General features: G+C 54.7%; 11 protein-coding genes. 2 read left to right on the top strand and 9 right to left on the bottom strand.

From position 1 onward, the window contains the following. The first annotated feature begins 175 nt into the window (after positions 1–175). Complete coding sequence (locus tag WBG83_RS06475; protein ID WP_336743719.1) at positions 176–787, top strand: TetR/AcrR family transcriptional regulator; 612 nt, start codon at positions 176–178, stop codon at positions 785–787. A gap of 96 nt (positions 788–883) precedes the next feature. Here the strand turns inward: WBG83_RS06475 and WBG83_RS06470 are convergent, their stop codons facing one another. From WBG83_RS06470 to WBG83_RS06440, 7 genes are all read right to left on the bottom strand, one after another. Then, positions 884–2,098, bottom strand: coding sequence for a Ger(x)C family spore germination protein (locus tag WBG83_RS06470; RefSeq protein ID WP_336743717.1), 1,215 nt, complete (start codon positions 2,096–2,098; stop codon positions 884–886). Continuing rightward, positions 2,082–3,182 (bottom strand): GerAB/ArcD/ProY family transporter, encoded by a 1,101-nt coding sequence (locus WBG83_RS06465; RefSeq protein WP_336743715.1) that lies wholly within the window; start codon positions 3,180–3,182, stop codon positions 2,082–2,084. Before WBG83_RS06465 ends, WBG83_RS06470 begins: the two co-directional genes overlap by 17 nt. 183 nt (positions 3,183–3,365) lie before the next feature. Then, the gene (locus WBG83_RS06460) at positions 3,366–4,910 is read right to left on the bottom strand and encodes a spore germination protein (RefSeq protein WP_336743713.1); all 1,545 of its coding nucleotides are present in this window, start codon (positions 4,908–4,910) and stop codon (positions 3,366–3,368) included. 439 nt (positions 4,911–5,349) lie between these two features. After that, the gene (locus tag WBG83_RS06455) at positions 5,350–9,795 is read right to left on the bottom strand and encodes a chromosome segregation ATPase (protein ID WP_336743711.1); all 4,446 of its coding nucleotides are present in this window, start codon (positions 9,793–9,795) and stop codon (positions 5,350–5,352) included. Further along, a complete protein-coding gene (locus WBG83_RS06450; RefSeq protein ID WP_336743709.1) occupies positions 9,752–10,552 on the bottom strand; it encodes a DUF6063 family protein in 801 nt (266 codons plus the stop codon). The genes WBG83_RS06455 and WBG83_RS06450 overlap by 44 nt, the downstream gene beginning before the upstream one ends. Continuing rightward, complete coding sequence (locus tag WBG83_RS06445; RefSeq protein WP_336743707.1) at positions 10,542–12,074, bottom strand: replicative DNA helicase; 1,533 nt, start codon at positions 12,072–12,074, stop codon at positions 10,542–10,544. Before WBG83_RS06445 ends, WBG83_RS06450 begins: the two co-directional genes overlap by 11 nt. Beyond that, positions 12,065–13,105: a Wadjet anti-phage system protein JetD domain-containing protein gene (locus tag WBG83_RS06440; RefSeq protein WP_336743705.1), complete on the bottom strand. Its 1,041-nt coding sequence runs from the start codon at positions 13,103–13,105 to the stop codon at positions 12,065–12,067. The genes WBG83_RS06445 and WBG83_RS06440 overlap by 10 nt, the downstream gene beginning before the upstream one ends. Before the next feature lie 137 nt (positions 13,106–13,242). On the opposite strand from WBG83_RS06440, the gene cls reads away from it, so the two are divergent. Then, positions 13,243–14,694 carry a cardiolipin synthase gene (gene cls / locus WBG83_RS06435; RefSeq protein ID WP_336743704.1) on the top strand — a complete coding sequence of 484 codons (1,452 nt, stop codon included), beginning with the start codon at positions 13,243–13,245 and terminating at the stop codon, positions 14,692–14,694. Between the two features lie 382 nt (positions 14,695–15,076). Here the strand turns inward: cls and WBG83_RS06430 are convergent, their stop codons facing one another. Both WBG83_RS06430 and WBG83_RS06425 read right to left on the bottom strand, forming a co-directional pair. Continuing rightward, on the bottom strand, positions 15,077–16,153 hold the full coding sequence (locus WBG83_RS06430; protein ID WP_336743702.1) for a hypothetical protein: 1,077 nt from the start codon (positions 16,151–16,153) through the stop codon (positions 15,077–15,079). 350 nt (positions 16,154–16,503) lie between these two features. Then, entirely contained in the window at positions 16,504–17,403 is a 900-nt protein-coding gene (locus WBG83_RS06425) for an NAD(P)/FAD-dependent oxidoreductase (RefSeq protein ID WP_336743700.1), read from the bottom strand. Positions 17,404–17,776: the final 373 nt, after the last annotated feature.

The following is a 17,776-nucleotide window of genomic DNA, read 5'->3' as shown; positions in this document are numbered from 1 at the left end:
GTGGAGAATAATCCACATTTTTTGCAACATTGGGGTGAAGTCCTGCCGTTATACGGCATCTGCAATTCGAGCATCGCGGGTCAAGTCAACGCCAATTCCTTGTTTTTCGGGGGCTATCTTCGTGTTGCTTAACCAACACCTTCGACTATTTTGTTGTTTATGGGGGATGAGAAGAATGAAGGAAAACCAGAGCCGGGATCGGAGAATTGTTCGCACGCGCAGCATGATCTGCGATGCCTTCTTGGTCATTTTGAACAAAAAAACCTACGACGAAATCAGCATTGTCGATATTGCCGATCAAGCTAATATTAACCGTTCGACCTTCTACGCCCATTTCATCGACAAAGAAGACCTGCTGCAAAAAATGATTGCCGAGCAAATCGACATGCTCAAGGAATCGATTCGCGGCGTCACGGATTCAACCCGCTTCGCCCCTTCCTTTACTACGCCTGATCCGGTGTTCTTGACCTTGTTTGAGCATGCGTCCCGGCATGATCCGTTTTATCGGGTCATGCTGCTGCGCACGTCGGCCGGGGTTTTTCGCAGCCAGTTGAATGAAGTGATCCGGGAGGGCTTCTTTGTGCGCCTTTCCCGGCTGGATCTGGAGCAGAAGCTACAGGTGCCACTGGATATCCTGCTCGACTATGTGAGCTTCTCCACATCGGGGATTATGGTCAAGTGGCTGTCCGACAATAAGGTATATTCGCCGCACCACATGGCGCTGCAGCTGACACGCATGGCTTTAATCGGGGTGTATTCGTCCATGGGGGCATCTGGTCAAGCATAACGGGGCTGTCCATGATCAGGATTGCGCAGCCCGAAGAAGCACGAAAGTGCGCCCCGCTTATGGCGGGCTTCGCTTTCTGCTTTCTATGCCCCATGTTTATTTCACTACCCGGGGCGAATACTGCAATCTGGACGTACGGCGAAGCTTGGCTTCGACATGTATCTCCAGCTCAGCCTCGGGCAGCAGGCGGGCTTCCCAATCGTCCTTCAGCGTCTTCCAGAGCGCAGGATTCCAATCCTCCAGGCGATTACCGAAGCCAAACACATCCGAGTGATATTTCCTTACGGCCTTGTCAAAGGCCAGCGTAATTTCCTGCTGCACCACTTGGTTGAACTGTTCCTCCAGGTATTGAATGATGCTCTCATCAACAGCAAACTGCTTCCCGGTATTCTCGCCGATGTTGAATTCGACGTTAACGTAAATCTCGGCTTTTACCCTGCCATCACTGTAGCGGGTCTTGATTTTGCCGCCGGTTTCACCGCTTAGCTCCAGGGATACGCTGCATTGCTCATCCCGGCACGGTACAACGACGATGGCGCTTTTTAACATGTGCTTCGCCCATAGAAAGCCGCGGGTTTCGGCATTGTTTAAGATGCCTGCCATCTTGCCGCCCTGGAACACCGCCATGCCGCCGGTGACGAATAATACGGACTGCTTCGTGTCTCCGCCCTGGTAAGGAGCGGTACCTACAATTTGCCGCACATATTGGTTCTGATCCATGACGGAGACCAGCGGAGCAAATGCCTGTCCGCCTGTTGGATCGGTGAGCAGCCTGGAGAAGGTGGTATAGTTGATTTTGGGCGACTTGGCATTCAGATCGGCGTTTTTGAGCAAATCGTTCAAATAATCCGACGGGTTCGATGTAATGTCCGGATTCGATTCGAGAATGTCCAGCGCTCTTCCTTTCACGACCGCAACAGTGGCTGTCCCTCTCAGCTCGGGATCGGACGAGAAGAAATTAATCATCGGAAGCACATCTGCCCTGGCCGCCTTCTCTCCAATCAACAGCACCTGCATATGGGACCAGAACAGCTTTTTTCCGGTAATATCCAAATAGTTGCGAATAGCTTCAAACGTCGTGCTTCCGCTGACGCTTAATGTTTTGCTCTGCTCCTGCTTGATTCCGGTTTGGGGCTTCAGCGCCTCCAGCACCGGGGTCAGCACGCTGATAACCGTCTGCCCCTGCTCATTGAGATCGATGCCGACCGCCAGCACATATTCGACCTTCTCCGCTTCCCGCCTATTCCAGCATCCTGCTGCCGACAAGAGGACAAGAAGCAGCAGCAGAAGCTGTTTAACCCGTCTGCTCATGGCGCGTTCCCCGGGATTTAAGTTTGGCAGCAAGAAGCAGGATGGCGGCCAGCGCATACGCATAGGCGGAAAAGGTCAACCCTTTTGCTTTTTCATATTCAATCAGAACCAGATACAGGTTTTGAGGAACCAGCGCCAAATAAAACATTATCAGGGTGACGGGAAGCATAAGCGGCCGATAGCTGCTGGCTCCGAACCAATCCTTGCAGCCGATGAGGATCATGTAGAAGGTAAAGCTGCCCTTGGTCAGATTCATAAAAATGCATAGCGCCAAAAAAATACTTTCGAGATGCTGAATGAACTCGAAAATATTAATATCCTTTACCATTTCGATGAACGGATAGGTCAGATGCGCGGTCAGGGCGCTGCCATAGGTTCCGATGGATAGCAGGTAAATGATCAGAAAGGCAGCCATCAGCACCGCGTCGGCATACAGCAGCACAGCAAACACCCCATGCTTATTCCTCAGATTCGGCCAGACAAAGAGTAGAAACAGCATCTCCGTCAGCCCGCTCAATATGACGACCGCCCCGCGGAATACTTCCCCGAAGGAAGCGTTGAACAGCGGCTCGATTCGGGATAGCTCCACATTGTTGATCGACAAGGCGCACAGGGTGATGAAGGTAACCGCGATGCCGGGAATCACGATCTCGGCCCATCTGGCAATAGCGGAAATTCCTCCGAGTGTCAAATAATAGCGAAGGATAAGCAGCAGCGCGAGCACCAGCTCGATTGGCGTTTCCGGCAGCACCAGCGAAATAAACAGCTCTGCAATGACACGTAAGGTCATCGCCGAAATGACGACCAAGGGAAGCAAGACAAGCAGGGCGAACAACCGGCCCAGCATCGGCCCGAGCAGCCTCAGGCAAAAAGGAATAAAGGGCTCCTCCTTCATATAAAAGCCGATTCGGGTCAGCATCCACATGAAGGGCAGGAACATCAGGCCTGCGATCAGGATGGATAGCCAGCCCGAATGGCCTGCGAGATCAGTGAGAGTTCTGGGCAGTGTAAAGAAGATCGTACCGAACACGCAAAAGGACAACAGGATGAAGATTTGCTTGCTGCTAATACGCTCTGCACTCATTGCGGCTGCCTCCCTGTCTGCAGGATAACTAGCTTCCTTACTTAATACGGCGCGCGGTGTTTCGCTGCATGACGGCGTTCGGTCGACCCAATAGGACCTGCACCATTTTCAGTCACGGTGGCGCCCCTGGTCATCATGCTGCTTGCACGAAAAGGTTCTGTTCCAAGCGATAGGGCTGTTATCCTATCTGCGGCTTCTGCTGCCGAGGAATGACTGGCGGAACCGGAGCAGAGGATTGGGCTTCTTGAACAAGATGGAATCATCCATAATCTTCATGGTCTGCGGCGTAATCGGAGCCAGATAGCTGACGCCAAAGGAACGGAGATGAATCATATGCATCAGAATCAGGCTTGTGCAGAACACAATGCCGAAGATCCCGAGCACCGCAGCGAAAATCATAATCGGATACCGCAGCAGCCGAATGGAGACCGATGCATTATAGTTCGGAATGACGAAGGTGCCGATGGCCGTAATCGAAACAATAATGGTCAGCACCGGCCCGACGATATTCGCCTGTACAGCAGCCTGACCGATGACAAGAGCCCCTACAATGCCGATCGTTTGTCCCATCGATCCCGGTATGCGCAGACTTGCCTCACGAAGCAGTTCCAGACTGACCTCCATAATCAGCGCTTCAAAAAAAGCAGGAAACGGCAGCCCGCTTCGATTGGCGGCAATGGCGATCATCAGCTGTGTAGGCAGCATTTCCTGATGGTACGTAGAGACGGCGATATAGATGGAGGGCATCAGCAGCGCGAGCATAAGCGACAATGCTCTCACGAGGCGCAGCATGGTTGCGGCCAAAAACTTGCCGTAATAATCCTCGGTCGATACCAGAAACTCTGGAAAGGTCACCGGCATAAAAAGAGCAAACGGGGTCCCGTCAATAAGCACCACCACCTTGCCCTCCAGAATTGCTGCAGCGGCCTTGTCGGACCTCTCCGTTGAACTAATCTGGGGAAATGGAGACGTAGGACAGTCCTCCAAATATTCCTGCAGCTGTCCGCTATCCAGAATCCCCTCGGTTTGCACCTCCGCAAGCCGACGCTTCACTTCCTCCACAATGCGCGGGTTCGCCGTATCCTGAAGATAGATGACAATACCGTCGGTAACCGTGCGTGAGCCGATCTTGAAGGGAGCCAGAACAAGCTGCTCGTCCTTGATTTTCCTCCTCAGTAACGCGGTATTCGTGCGCAGCACTTCGTTAAAGGCGTCCTGCGGGCCGCGAACGAGCGGCTCTGCATTCGGCGAGCTTACAATGCGGTGCTCCCAGCCCTCGGAGGTCACGATCAGAGCGGCGCTCTCCCCTTCAATCAGGACGATGGTGCTGGAGTACAGCAGGCTGGCCACGATATCCTTCAAGAGTACCTGCTGCTTGACGCCGCTAGCGGTAATCATCTGCTGTTCAATTTGGTTCAGCAGGAGTCCCGGCCCAGCCTCGCACCGAAGGAGTGGCAGCATCACACATTGGTGCACGATATCTTTATCTGCCAGGCCGTCGATATACAACACGGCCGCCGCAGTGTGGCTGCCGCTTACGCCCCGCACCTGCAGCTCGCGGACGATCAGGTCGGACGCATGCTGCACCTTGTCCTTGATGCGCTGAAGATTATGCGCCAGGCTGGCCGATAAGCGCGGCTCTGCAGCTTCCGATTGACTGCCGGCCCGGCCGGGGGCTGGAGCGCTGTCAGGACTAGTTTTTTTCCAGAGCTTGCGGAGAAGTGACACGATCCCTAACCTCCAAATGCGATGACAACCTTTTGCATCAGATGATGAATAAGCGTCGAGAGATAGCCCCCCCCTTTTGACGCGTGTAACACGGCTAAAGCCAGAGCAACCAGGGATACCGAAAGAAATGAAATCACCGCCCGGGTTTCCCTGGAGCGAACCTGCTTTTTCGGGAATCCGAGCAGAAGCAGAAGAATCGAAGCAAAGAGAACTGTCATAGACCACCTGCAAGCCAGCGACTTTACGCATAGCCTATCCAACAACATCCTTGAATATTCTGTGCAAAACACAAATGCCCCCGAAAAGGCCACTTCGTTGAAGCAGCCCATTCGTGAGGCACGAGTGCAGGAATCACAAGATGATGCTTTGTATCCATGATGAAGAACCATACGATTTCATTTCTATGCAAATCCCCTGTACATGCCGAACCGACCTTGGTTCATAAAAACAGTTCCATCTGGCTTACCCGGGTACCGATGCGATCCAGGGTGTCCGGGTCATTGTCGCGAAAATAAGCCGTCTGGATTTGTTGATTCGCCTCCACGATCTGTTTCGTAGAATCCGCCGCATGACGCAGACGGCAGCTGTAAACGATGGGGAAGTAATCCTGCAGAAACTTCCCTTCCATATGCGCGGTCAGGGCGAGCATTTGAAACCCGAGCTGCTCCGCGATAAAAAAGACAGGACTCAGCACATGGTCGCTGGATGCTTTGCCGAACGGATTATCCAAAATCACCGTGCGATGACGCTTCATTCTGGTCTGGATATACTGTTTCCGCTCCGCGACATAATTGAGCAGCCCGAGGAAGAGCGTCATGTTCTTGCTCCACTTCTCCCCGCCGGACCAGCGATTCGATTGCTCCCACGAATAGGCGGCCCGGGTAACTTGCTGATCATTGGTTACTTTGTGGCACGTTACCTTCATGCCCTCGCCCGCCAGAACAATTTGCAGCAGTTGTCGCGAGTCCAGCCATTTATCCAGACTTTTGCGCAGCAGGGCCTGCTGCTCCTGCCAGCCGGCCTGCTCCTGATCGCTGGCAGCCCGGTCCAGCTTATTCATGATCCAGTCGATATGCTTGCGAATCCGTTCTTTGCCCTCCTGCTCCTCCCAAATCGGAAGGGTGAAGCTGAATATGTCTCTCCAGCCCTCATCGGTCTTTACCCGGGTCTTCTTCGGAATTTCTTTCAGCTCCTGCAGGATCAGCTTCAAATGGGTATGAATATGCTGAATGTACTGCTGCAATTCCTGATCATGCGTCTGCAGCGTCTGCTCCCCAATATGAATGACCATTTGGATGCGTTGATCCATAGATTCCTGGAATTCCTTGATCTCCTCGTATCGCTGCTTCGTATCGATCCCCTGGATGGTCATTTGCTTCAGCTTCACATCCTTGACCTGACTGCTGCAGAAATCCTTGAACTGCTGCCGCCCCGTCTGCACCAGATTTCGTTCTCTGGCAAGCAATGCAAGACGCTCGCTTAACTGCTGAATGCATCGCTCCGCATACCCCTTGCGGCTGTATCCAAACTCCGTCCGGTTCTCGACAGGGATGACCATGGCTGACAGCCTCACATCCTCAAGCGCATGAACGAGCAGATGCTTATTCCATAAGCCGATCACCTGCTCCAGCTCCGCCTGGTGCTGGGCCGTCTGCCGCTGTTGACGCTGCAGCTGCTCCGCTTCCTGCTGCAGCAGGGCCTCCTCTTCCTGCAGTCGATCCTCCACCATCGGAAGCGGTTCAATAAAACGATCCGGCTCATCACCTGGAAACTGCGCCTTGAACTGCCGCAGCAGTGTATCCAGCGCCCCTTTTCTAGCTTGCAGTTCCCGCTCCGCTCCGGCCTTCTCCTGGTTTACCTTCTTCACCAGCTGACGGTAATCCTGAATCCTTGTCCACTCGTCCCGTTTGCGCGCTTCCACTTCCAGAGGAAGCTGCATCTCCTCCATTAGATTCGGATGCTCCGTAAGCAGAGTTTCCATAAAGCGCTGACCCTCCAGCGCTCTCTCCTGCTCACGGGAGAGCTCCGTTTCCAGCTGTGTTCGCTCTTGAAGAATGCGGTGCCTTTCCAGCTCCAGTGCTTTGCGAGACTCCTTCACTTCCTCGATTGTCCCATCAACAGCAATCGAAGAGCAAGACTGCACCTCGGCATACCGTTCGTCCCGGCGTAAAAGCTGCAATTGCCAAACGACCTCCTGCACGTCCTGGCGCAGCTTGTCGTGCTCCTCCTGCTTCTGCTTCATCAAGCTCTGCTCGCGGTCCAACCGTCGCTGCAGCAGTACAAGCTGCTCCCGTAGCGGGACAAACTCCTGCTCCAGCTTGTTCACCTCGCCGCTGAGCCGCATATACTGCTGGGCGTCGCGGAGCCACACGCCGAGCTGCAGGATGCGGTTCCCTGCTTCGGCTTCCGCTTTTCGCCGCTGTTCCTCGGTCTGACGGTTCACAATAAGCTGATGCTCCAGCCGTTCCAGCTCCCGGGCTCGCTCAAGCAGCCTGCCTTGCTCCGTCAACCGTCGCTGCTCCAGCTCTTGCTGGGCGGGCAGCGGATACCTCGCCAGGAACGAAGCCAGCTTCTGCTGCGCCGACTGCCACTCGGCCATGTCCGCCTCTACAGCTTCCCTTTCACTTCGAATGAGCGCGGCCTGCTCCGCCAGCTCCGCCTTCCACTGCTCGAAGCGTGCTGGCTGCTCGTTGTCAAGCCAATGACCAGGGACCACCCACTCGCCGTGCGATTCTCTGGACGACCCTTGTCCCTGGATCGTATCGGCGGCCTCCTGGGTATTCAGGATACGAATAGGATAGGCAAGGCTGCCGCTTACCTGCCTGAGCCTCTGCTGCAGCGCGGATTTCTCATGCGCCGTCGTAATGAGCGTAACCGCCCACAGCCGGTCAGGGCGCTGCTCGCCCACAGCTGTGACGTCCAGGCTCTGGATATAATCCGTTCCCAGCTGAAGCAGGGAAAAATGATGACTCCACTGATCACACAATCCGGAAACCGCCGCATCCGCGAAAAACAGCTGCTGCTCCCCGTGATCATCGACATAGCGGTAAGCCAATCTCTCCTTCATGAACAGCCTCTGCTTCTGATGACGCAGCCGCTCTAACACTTCCTCGATCTGTTCCATCATCGAAGCCTGCTTCTCATATAGCGAGCCTACCCGCTCCCAGGACGGACGCAGCCGCACAAGCTCCCGTTTCAGCTCCGTATGATCCGCATGCCAAAGCTTCTCCTGCTCCTGCAGCCGCGCCAGCTCCCGTTCCGCTTCCGCGCGCTCCTCGCCGGCCGCCTTGCGCCTGCCCTCAAGAGCAGCACGCTCCCCTTCCAGACGCTTCAGCTCCTGCAGCAGCTCAATCCGGCTTTGCTCCAGCCGCTGCTCCTCCTCGGCCCAGAGGGGCATCTGCCTCTCAACCTTTTCCAGCTGGGGATTGGCTAGAATAGAGCGGGCAAGCTGTGCCATCTGCTCCCGCTTTCCCCGCTGCTCGGCTTCCTGGAGCAGAAGCGACTTCTCGCTGTCCGCGATGTCCTTCTCCAATTGCCGCCGCTTCCCATCCATGGAGCCAAGGTCATCCTGCAGCTGAGCCAGAAGCCTCTCCTTCTCCACTTGACCGCCCGTAAGCTTCTGTTCCTGTAGGGTGAACAAGTACCGGAGCTGCGCACCGTTCAGTTCCCAGCGCCGCTGCAACTCCTGCTCATCCTCAGAATGGGAAACCCGGGCAAGCTGATCGCCAAGCCGCTTGATCCGGGCCTTCGCCTGCTGCTGTTTCTCCCGAGCTTCCGCATATTGCAGCGAATAATACTGGACCTCCGCTTCCCCCAGCCGCTCCTCGGCGCGCTCCAAATCATCGTGGATTATCCCAAGCAGCGTCTCCATGGCAGCCTGTTCCTGCTGCTCCCGGACAAGCTCCAGCGATTTCCCCTTCCGTTTATGCTGCTTGCTGCGTCGCTGCCAATCTTCTTCCTGCAGCAATAAACGGCCGGTCTCCTGCTCAATCTCCGCTGCATGCTCCATCGACAGCTGCCAATAAGCCTTGGCTTCCGCGCGGCTTTCCTCATAATACCGCTCGACGCGGTCCAACCCCGCAAACAGCTTCACATACTGCCCCAGCTCCTGCAATATTCGCCGATTCTCTTCGATCTGCTCCTTCAATTCCTTATACTTTTTGAATCCCTCGCGATGCGCCTCGAACATCCTGGCGAATGCCCCCTGCTCATAGCCCTCGATCGATTGCTCCACGGTCGGAATAAGCAGCCGGTCAAACAATTGGGTCGTCGTCTTGCATTCGTCAAAGAAATTCTCGATGCCGCCCTCCGTATCATTGATTTTCACAATTGCTTCCCATTCGCCGGTTATGATCTGAAACTGCTCTTCCAAATACGCCTTGTATTCTTTGATCGTGGCAAATGTTTTGGCATGCATCGGGTAGCGCTGCTCCATGGAGGAATAATAATCCTGCATTTCGCCTTTGTCGGCCGGCCGCGTCTTGCCCATGTGAGGCTTGACGAAAGGCAGCTGATCCAGACCGTGCGGGTCGTGCTCGCCGTACTCATAAACATAGCGGAACGAATCGATTCCATTGCCGGTTTGAAACAAGCTGACACAGGTGACCGCATATCTGCGACGCGGCTTGTCGTTCAGAATCCATTCAATCGCAATGTGCGCCGGACCGTTATCCAGCACCAGCGTATCCTTCAGCTTGCGGCCAGCCAGATCGGCATGGGGCAGTATCGCTTGAACGGCAGTCTGGATAAACACCGTTTTGCCACCGCCATTTTCAAGCACAATCGCCCCGTTGTGACCGTGGAAGTCAAAGGTCTCGTTGTTGTAACGTTTATTTCCCTGTTCATAGATGACGTGGGTGAACCTGATCTTGGAGATGGTCGGCATTCGAATGCTCCTCCTTCCGCGTATCGACGTGCTTCCGTTCCTCCTCAAACCGGTACAGAAACTGCAGGATGCCGCGGTTATATTGAAGCTCCATGAAATACCGCTGCACAATGATTTTCGCTTTTTCCGTCAAAGCAAGCTCATGCTCCCCGATCTCTTCAGCCAGCTTCTGGTCCAGCACGAACCGCCGAACCGTATCCAGGAAGCTCAAGCGACTGATCGTATTGCCGGTTTGCCGCTTTGCGGTCTCTTTGATATCGTCCATAGCGTCCCATTTCTCAATAATCGCCGACCAGTTATAGGAGAACTGCTTCTCATAGCCCTTCAGCTGCTCCGGATCATGCTCCTTGAGACCTTCAATTCGTTCCTGAACCAGTCCCAGCCACTCATCCAGCGGCAAGAAATCCCGTGTCGGCTCCATACTCTGATAACTATCATAAAATGCGCCGATCAGAACCATGACAGCAACATATAACAAATACAAATCCGCATTCACCGCCTGGCCGCGCAAATAGGTTTTCTTCAAATAATCGTTGGACACATGGAAAGGTGACAGTCGGACCATTGGAATCAAATGCAGTTGATCCCCCGCCGTGAGTGTCAAGCAATCGACCTCCCGAGCGAATTGATCGACAAGACCTCTAATCTCGTCGTCAGCCAAATACTGCTGCAATCCTTCCCGCTCCACGACACCTCGCCGCGCCAGCTCGACATAGAGGCTAAACGCCCTCATCACCGTTTCATTATCATAGCGCATCGTCCACATCCCCCCATCGCAGCTTCATTTCCTGGATTGCATAGCGATCATTCACTTGTAGAATTCCCTGCTCCTCCACCAGAACGAGCGTTCTATCCCCCAGCAGCCGAAGCGCCTCTTCCATGCCGGTAGGTCTCTCCTCCACATCGGGCTGCAGAGGCTTCGATCGAATCGGGCTGCGCTGGTGCAGAATAAGCCAGAAATCATAGAACGCACGCTTGTCCAGCCATAATGCTCTCTCGCTGTCCTGTCGATATAGATTCAAGATATCCGACAAGTACACGGACGTTCTGGTACGCAGAACCTCCAGCATATCCTTCATCAACGCAGCAAACAGCCTGCCCCGCTGCTGTGCGAACGCACCTGCCCGATCCGGATCGGCCGCTTCCAGAAAGGCTTCATCCCGATTGTCTTCCTCGCCGTCACCCGCTATATTTTGTTCCGCGAATATCGTCAAGGGCGACCAGGCTGCCATATGCTCAAGTCCCATAAAGGGAGAAAGCACACCCTCAAGCGCCACAAGAGGCAGCGGAGAACCGAAGATGAAGCTCGCGATATCCTGATCGAAATTGAATGAATCCATCCCGGTGTAATATAACGATTCTTTGGCCGCCTGCAGCGCGCCGGTCTTAAGCTCCATGCTTCGCTGAAGCAATAAGGTATGCTCCCCGTGAACCTTCTCCAGTTCACTGGATATTCGCAGAATATACTCATATGCGTGCGGCTGCCTGGTCTGCAGCGTGTCGGAATAGATGCGGTCCCTCGTCTCCTTGACGAAGTCCCGAAGCTCCTCGAATTCCTCATTCTCCCGATGAAGCCTGGAGTAAATATCGTCAAGCAGCGTTCCGTACTTCTTCAGGGTTTCTTCGGAAACAATGCTCCGTTTGATCTCATGCGCCAGCTTCATCATGCGCTCCTGCAAAGCTTCTACATCCACTCGCATTTCGTTGATTTGCCGAAGCGCCCCCTGAAACTCGCCTTTCTCCAGCTGCTTGCGCAGCACAAGCTGATGAATAGAAAGCTGAAATTCCAGATAAAATTCCTTTGTCGCAAATACAAGCTCAAGCCCGTCTTCATCGAGCGCATAATATTGTGTATTCGTCCTGGTATCAAAAGCGCTTGTCTTCAAAATAGACGTATACACCGTATCCTGTCCCCGGGTTTCCCAATTATAAAAAGAAAACGACCTTTTTCGGCCTGAAGCCGGACGGAACACCTGGATAATGGAACGGGCAAGGTCCTCATATGCGTCCCCGTTCATACGGAAGCGTCCCGCAATCGCCGATCGCAAAAAAACAGCCAAATCCGCAGCCCCTGCCTTCGGGTTGCGCATCAGCTTTTGCTCGAAGAAATACAGCAGCGCCAGCAGCCCGAGCTCCATCATATCGATGCTTGCTCCGTCCAGATCCGTTTGCTTTTTGCGCTGCAGCTCAAAAAGGGGATCGAACAAAGCCACCTTCGACATCCGCTCATGAAAGCCTGATACAATCTGATGCACATCGACGGTTTCGTTCAGCTCCATACAGCGTTCCTCCAAATGTCCCGCAGCTCCTGCGCCGGCAAGGCCTCCTGGGGATAATAACAACCGTTTGACAGACTCTCCTCAAGCCGCTTCCCATCCCGGGACGATAAGCAGCGCATAAAATCTCGCAGAGCCTGGTCATCCCGACGCTGATTCGTTTTGCCCTTTGCCGGGGCTCTGTCCAGACAAGCAGTATAGAACGGCATCGCCGGGATGACAGGCTGCTTCATGGACAGATGATGCCAAATCTGGATGCCCGTATAATCCAGGTCTCCAAAATAATAAAAACGATGCTCCCTCCCCTGAATCGGATACTGCTGAGGAAACATCTCCAGATTGCCTACGATTTTGTTGCCGCATCCGTATATCAGCGTGTGAAACCGTGTTTCGGGCAATGCGGGGAGCAGTGCCTGAAACGTCGCCTTGTTCTCCACAATTAAATGCAGGCAGGCGGCCGTATCGGACGACCCGGCCAGCTGACCCGGATGAACCGCCATCATGAGGGGATCGGAAGCAAACGCTATAAGCAGCTTGTCCCACAGGCCTATTCTTTCCAGGATCGCCCTGCCCTTCTTCTCCGTCACCCATTTCTCGTCACCGACAAGGGCGAAGCTTCTCTCCTCTGCAGACGCAGCGTCATCAGGCAAGCCCTGATCGTGCAAATAACGGTCAATGCTTTGCAGATAGGGGAGATCGCCAGCGAAGAGGTCTTCTTCCTCCGAAAAGTACCGATCCAGGGAGATCAGGGGATGCAGCTCAAGCCGATACCGGTGCAAGCGTTGATGCAGCTCCGAACGAAGCGCTGCCTTGTGTATGCGGTAGCGCTCAGCCAGCTTCGGCGGCTTCGCTCGTCTGCCCGCCGACTTCATCTCACGAAGCAGGCCACCCTCTTCTAAGGCCAACACCGCCCCGGCAAACTGCTCATAAGTAATCGGCTCGCCTTCCACACATTTTTCCAGTTCTTCCGTCCACACGCTTGCCCGCTGAAGGGATCGGATAAATGCCAGTAATTTATATTGAACGTCCGTCATGACAGCTCCTGTCGAACAATGAGGATATATCACGATTATATCTCACCTTCCGCCCTTGTGTACATCGCAGGCCATGTTGACTTTTACCCGTTTTGGGTTATTCTAGAAAGCGACAGACTGGTATTGGAATGGGGGGCATGTTTATTCTAAATGACTTGTACACCTTGATGTTCATTGTCAACGTGGGTCTGGCCATGGTGGTTATTTTTCTGGAACGGCGCAATATCGGGGTCACCTGGGCCTGGCTGATGGTACTGCTGTTTCTTCCGGCTGCCGGCTTTATTCTATATTTAATTTTCGGACAAAATCTAAGTAAGATGAAGCTGTATAAAATCAACAAACGAAGCCGTCAAATTATGTCCGGCCTCATCTCCTCCCAGCAGCGCCAGCTGGCCAAGGACGAAATTGAGTTCAAGGACCCGTCCATGGCTGACTACCGCGATATGATTTATATGAATTTGACAAGCAGCTCGGCCTATTATACGCAAAATAACAAAGTGCACATTTTTACCGACGGCAAACAGAAATTCGACTCCCTGCTGGAAACGATGGAAGCCGCCACGGATCATATTCATTTGATGTATTACATTGTGCAAAATGACAGCCTCGGCAAGCAAATTGTGGAGGTACTAACGCGCAAGGCCGCGGAAGGGGTGCAGGTCCGCTTCTTGTATGACCGCCTGGGCAGCCACCGCATTTCAAACAAATTTTTTCAGTCTCTGATTGCTGCGGGCGGACAGGCGGCGGCCTTCTTCCCCTCCAGAATTCCGTATCTGAACTTCCGGGTCAATTACCGCAATCACCGCAAGCTGGCCATTATTGACGGAAAATTCGGGTATATCGGCGGCTTTAATATCGGTCAGGAGTACCTCGGGATGGACCGGCGGTTCGGCTACTGGCGCGACACGCACCTGCTTATTCAGGGTAATGCCGTCGGACAGATGCAGGCCCAGTTTCTGCTGGACTGGAATTTGGCCTCCAAGAAGGAGTCGGACCTGATCGTGAGCTCAAGTCTGTTCTCCGCCATGTCCGATCAGGACGGAATGGGGGTGCAAATTGTAGCCAGCGGGCCGAATTATCCGATTGAGCATATTCGCAATGTGTACATCAAATTAATCAGCTCTGCGAAGGAGAGCGTCTATATTCAGACGCCGTATTTCGTGCCGGATGAAAGCCTGCTTACCGCTTTGAAAATGGCGGTGCTGTCCGGTGTCGACGTCCGGCTCATGATACCGGCCAATCCGGATCACAAGATGGTGTACTGGGCCTCGTACTCGTACCTCGGCGAGCTGCTGTCCATCGGCATGAGGTGTTACTTGTATGAAAAAGGCTTTCTGCACGCCAAAACGATCGTTACGGACGGCAAGCTGGCCTCGGTCGGAACGGCCAATATGGACAACCGCAGCTTCCGGCTCAACTTCGAGGTCATTGCCATGCTCTACGATACCGGAACGGCCGGAAGGCTCCGCGACATTTTTCAAGAGGATATGAAGCACAGCCGGGAGCTGACCTACGCGGATTATCAGGCCCGGCCCCGGCTGCACAAAATCAGGGAGTCGTGCACCCGGCTGCTGTCCCCGATTTTGTAGGCGGGGGAATTTTTATTCAGGGTACAGCAAATCGGTAAAATCGGTTCAACGTACGAAGCTTATGGCTGATCCGGATACCGTCGTTGATTAAAACCAGCATGACTTTCTGTCGCATCCCCATGAAAGCCGGGCTTGCACAGAAAAAAGGGCAGCGCCGCCAATGTTCCCGAGACCAGCGGGTTATTGGCGGCGCTGCTTGCGGTAACCGCTTATCGGAACGACAGGCATAGGCAGCAAAGGCAATCTTCCTATGGCAGCTTCAAGCCGAAATGATGGCGGTCAACCGCGGGCTGTGTGCGGCGCAACGCCAGCATCCTCAAATGGAAGAAATAATTCCGGGCTTGTTCTAATGCTGCATTGCCCCGGCAGCGGCTTGTTTCGATTACGCCCGTCTTCGGCGGCGGGCGGAAACGACTTGAATTCCAGCCAGCTGCCTGGGCGTCAGCGGCTTGGCGAAGGGGATACCGGGCTTGCTGCAGGAAGGCTTGCTTCCCCCGGCTCCACGCGGGGTGGCAACCCGGACGCCAAATACTTGAGCGAACCAGTTAAATGGATAGGAGACCGAGCGCAAGCCCCCGGACAGACCGGCGAAATTCACCGCCGCTGCGAAGCTGTCGCTGTTCCGCAGCCATACGGAGCCGGAATCTCCGGGCTCGGAAACCGGAGTAGCGCCGGTAACGATAGTCTGGTTCGCGAACTCGATCATGCCGAGGCCGCCATAGCTGCCGTAGTTCACCTTCACATTCGTATTGACCGATTCCACGGTCCCCCGGACGAAGCCGGTGGTCCGGCCCACCTTCTTGAAGCGCGCGCCGACCGGATACGTCATCAGATGCCCGGGGACTGTGCCGACCACGGCGTAGGTCGGGCTGAGCAGCTTGTTACGGTCCGGGACCGAGGTAGCCGCATCGAGCAGATTGACGCCGTTCTTGCGCAAACGGACGAACCGATCCAGCCGGCCGATACGATCCAGACCGGGACGCCCGCCATCTGCGGCACCCGGCTGTATCGTTTCGGTGAAGCCGGCCGTATTGTTCCGGTTCAGCACGTGGTCATTGCTGCAAATCAGCAGCCGGCTGCTGCCGTTCTTGCGCACAATGAGCCCGGCAGTGCCGGATGCCCCCGGCGAGCCGCTCAGGCTTGGGAACCCCACGCTGTAGCCGCCCGGAACCGGCCGGATTCTTTGGGTAAACGTCTGGGTCGGCCGGACTTTATTCGGCCGCGCCATCCCGGCCGCAATCGTCCGGATCGGAACCGTCAAACCGGCGCTCGTTACCTTTGTCGGCAACGACAGCCTTGCTGCTGCCGCCGATTTCTCGGTGTATATAATAATTGCAGCCCCCTGCTTCGGACAGCGCGGGTTGGCAAATCCGACTCCGATGCCGGTTATTTCCGGCTTCCTCATCATCGCCCGGGCGATATTCGTCTTTACTCGGTTTGCCTGCTTGAAACTGGCCATGCCCTCTCCTCTTTCATCCATAGTTTACGGGTCATTCACCCTATTCTATGTGATTCGGGCACCGGGGACTGGGCAGAGCGCGATTTTCTATTATCGGCCAGGCGTCGTTTCAGGCCGGTCATTCACAGGATCAGGCCAGGCGGCATTTTCCGGCCGTCCTGCGTATGATTGAGCAGCCAGAAGCCTTTGGTCTGATTTTTTTGAACCTTCTTTTCCCGCGCCGCACGAAGCTCCCGGCCGCGCGGTGCTTGGCGTTACAGACGGTGGTGAACCACAGGAATGGCGGCGGAAGCGGATCAACAGTGCGGGGAAGCCTGTGAAGCGGCAGCCAGCTCCTGCTCCCTTCGTCCCTAGCCGAAATCGGCCTGCACCAGATCGGTATTCACGCCAATGGCGGCGCGGCTTCCGCCGCTGGCCGCAATAATGAGCTGGGACGGGGCGAAGCTGGCACTGTCGCCGGCAGCATATACACCGGGGACGCTTGTTCGGCCGAACGAATCAATGAGCAGCCCGCCGAATGAATCGGCTGCACAGCCAAGCGTCGCGCCGAACGAGGCCGCCTGTGTCCACCGGGCGGTGACGAAGCCGCCGGCTCTCCGGGCTTCTGCGCCATCGGCCCAAACCACCTTTTCCAGCTGCCCGTGCCTTCCGGCAAGAGCAGCAATGCGCTGCTCATAAACGGAAATGCCCTTCGCCCGCAGCGCCTCCTGCTGCGCAGTCGTCAGCAAACGCCGGCCGTTGGTGCACACGATCAAATCCCGGCTCCAATTCGCAATCAGCTTGGCCGTATGAAATGCATGCTCATGATCCGTAATCAGCACGAGCGGCCTGTCTCTCAGCTCCCATCCGTCACAATACGGACAGCCGAACAAGCTTTTTCCATAATACTCCTTCATGCCATCTACGGCGGGAAGCTCCTCTCGCAGGCCTGCGGCAATGATAATGGTCCGGGCGTGATAACGCTCTCCGGCCCCAGTCTCCAGCTGGAACACCTCTGGGCGTGTGACTTCTGTAATCCGGGCTTGACGCCATTGAACAGATGCATACTTGCCAAGCTCCTCGCGGGCTATCCGCCGAAGCTCCTCCGGCGCCACGCCGTCCCGGGTAAGAAAGCCGTGAGACCTCTGAGTCACTCCGTTGCGGGGACGGTTATCGTCGAACAGCATGACGTTTCGTCTGGACCGGCCAAGCATCAGCGCCGCGTTCAGGCCTGCGGGGCCCCCGCCGATTATCGCGCAATCAAGCAGCATCGCATCACCCCCCTCACATTGCGGATATTAAGGGTATTAATAATCGTTAAATCACTAGCGTTGCATAAAAAGTCGGCGGCATAGTTTTCGAATAATTCTGAACAAGGTTTTAGTTTTCATTACCAAAAAGTCGATTGCCCACCAGAAGGTAGCTCTCTGTCCATTTGGTAAATTTATGTAGTTTCCCCTGAGTGACGGAAATACTAGCTCACTGTTTCTTGCGCCTACCCGCTGATTTTCGACTAGGTTTACGGTGAATTCGTTCCATCCATTGATGCATCGGTTCCCATAATAGAATTTTAAGCCAACGATAAAGCTGAAGAATACTGTGATGTGTAGCGGTGTCCAGTTTCATAAGTACGAGCAGACAAAA

This window comes from Paenibacillus sp. y28, assembly GCF_037137075.1.
Lineage (GTDB): Bacteria > Bacillota > Bacilli > Paenibacillales > NBRC-103111 > JBBBNV01.
This window is presented reverse-complemented; position numbering and strand designations above follow the sequence as displayed.

Excerpts from the sequence above, each read along its gene's own strand:
- WBG83_RS06450 (WP_336743709.1), bottom strand. The coding sequence starts at position 10,552 with ATGCGCTATGATAATGAAACGGTGATGAGGGCGTTTAGCCTCTATGTC.
- WBG83_RS06440 (WP_336743705.1), bottom strand. The coding sequence starts at position 13,105 with ATGACGGACGTTCAATATAAATTACTGGCATTTATCCGATCCCTTCAG.
- WBG83_RS06475 (WP_336743719.1), top strand. The coding sequence starts at position 176 with ATGAAGGAAAACCAGAGCCGGGATCGGAGAATTGTTCGCACGCGCAGC.
- WBG83_RS06445 (WP_336743707.1), bottom strand. The coding sequence starts at position 12,074 with ATGGAGCTGAACGAAACCGTCGATGTGCATCAGATTGTATCAGGCTTT.
- cls (WP_336743704.1), top strand. The coding sequence starts at position 13,243 with ATGTTTATTCTAAATGACTTGTACACCTTGATGTTCATTGTCAACGTG.
- WBG83_RS06470 (WP_336743717.1), bottom strand. The coding sequence starts at position 2,098 with ATGAGCAGACGGGTTAAACAGCTTCTGCTGCTGCTTCTTGTCCTCTTG.
- WBG83_RS06430 (WP_336743702.1), bottom strand. The coding sequence starts at position 16,153 with ATGGCCAGTTTCAAGCAGGCAAACCGAGTAAAGACGAATATCGCCCGG.
- WBG83_RS06465 (WP_336743715.1), bottom strand. The coding sequence starts at position 3,182 with ATGAGTGCAGAGCGTATTAGCAGCAAGCAAATCTTCATCCTGTTGTCC.
- WBG83_RS06455 (WP_336743711.1), bottom strand. The coding sequence starts at position 9,795 with ATGCCGACCATCTCCAAGATCAGGTTCACCCACGTCATCTATGAACAG.
- WBG83_RS06425 (WP_336743700.1), bottom strand. The coding sequence starts at position 17,403 with ATGCTGCTTGATTGCGCGATAATCGGCGGGGGCCCCGCAGGCCTGAAC.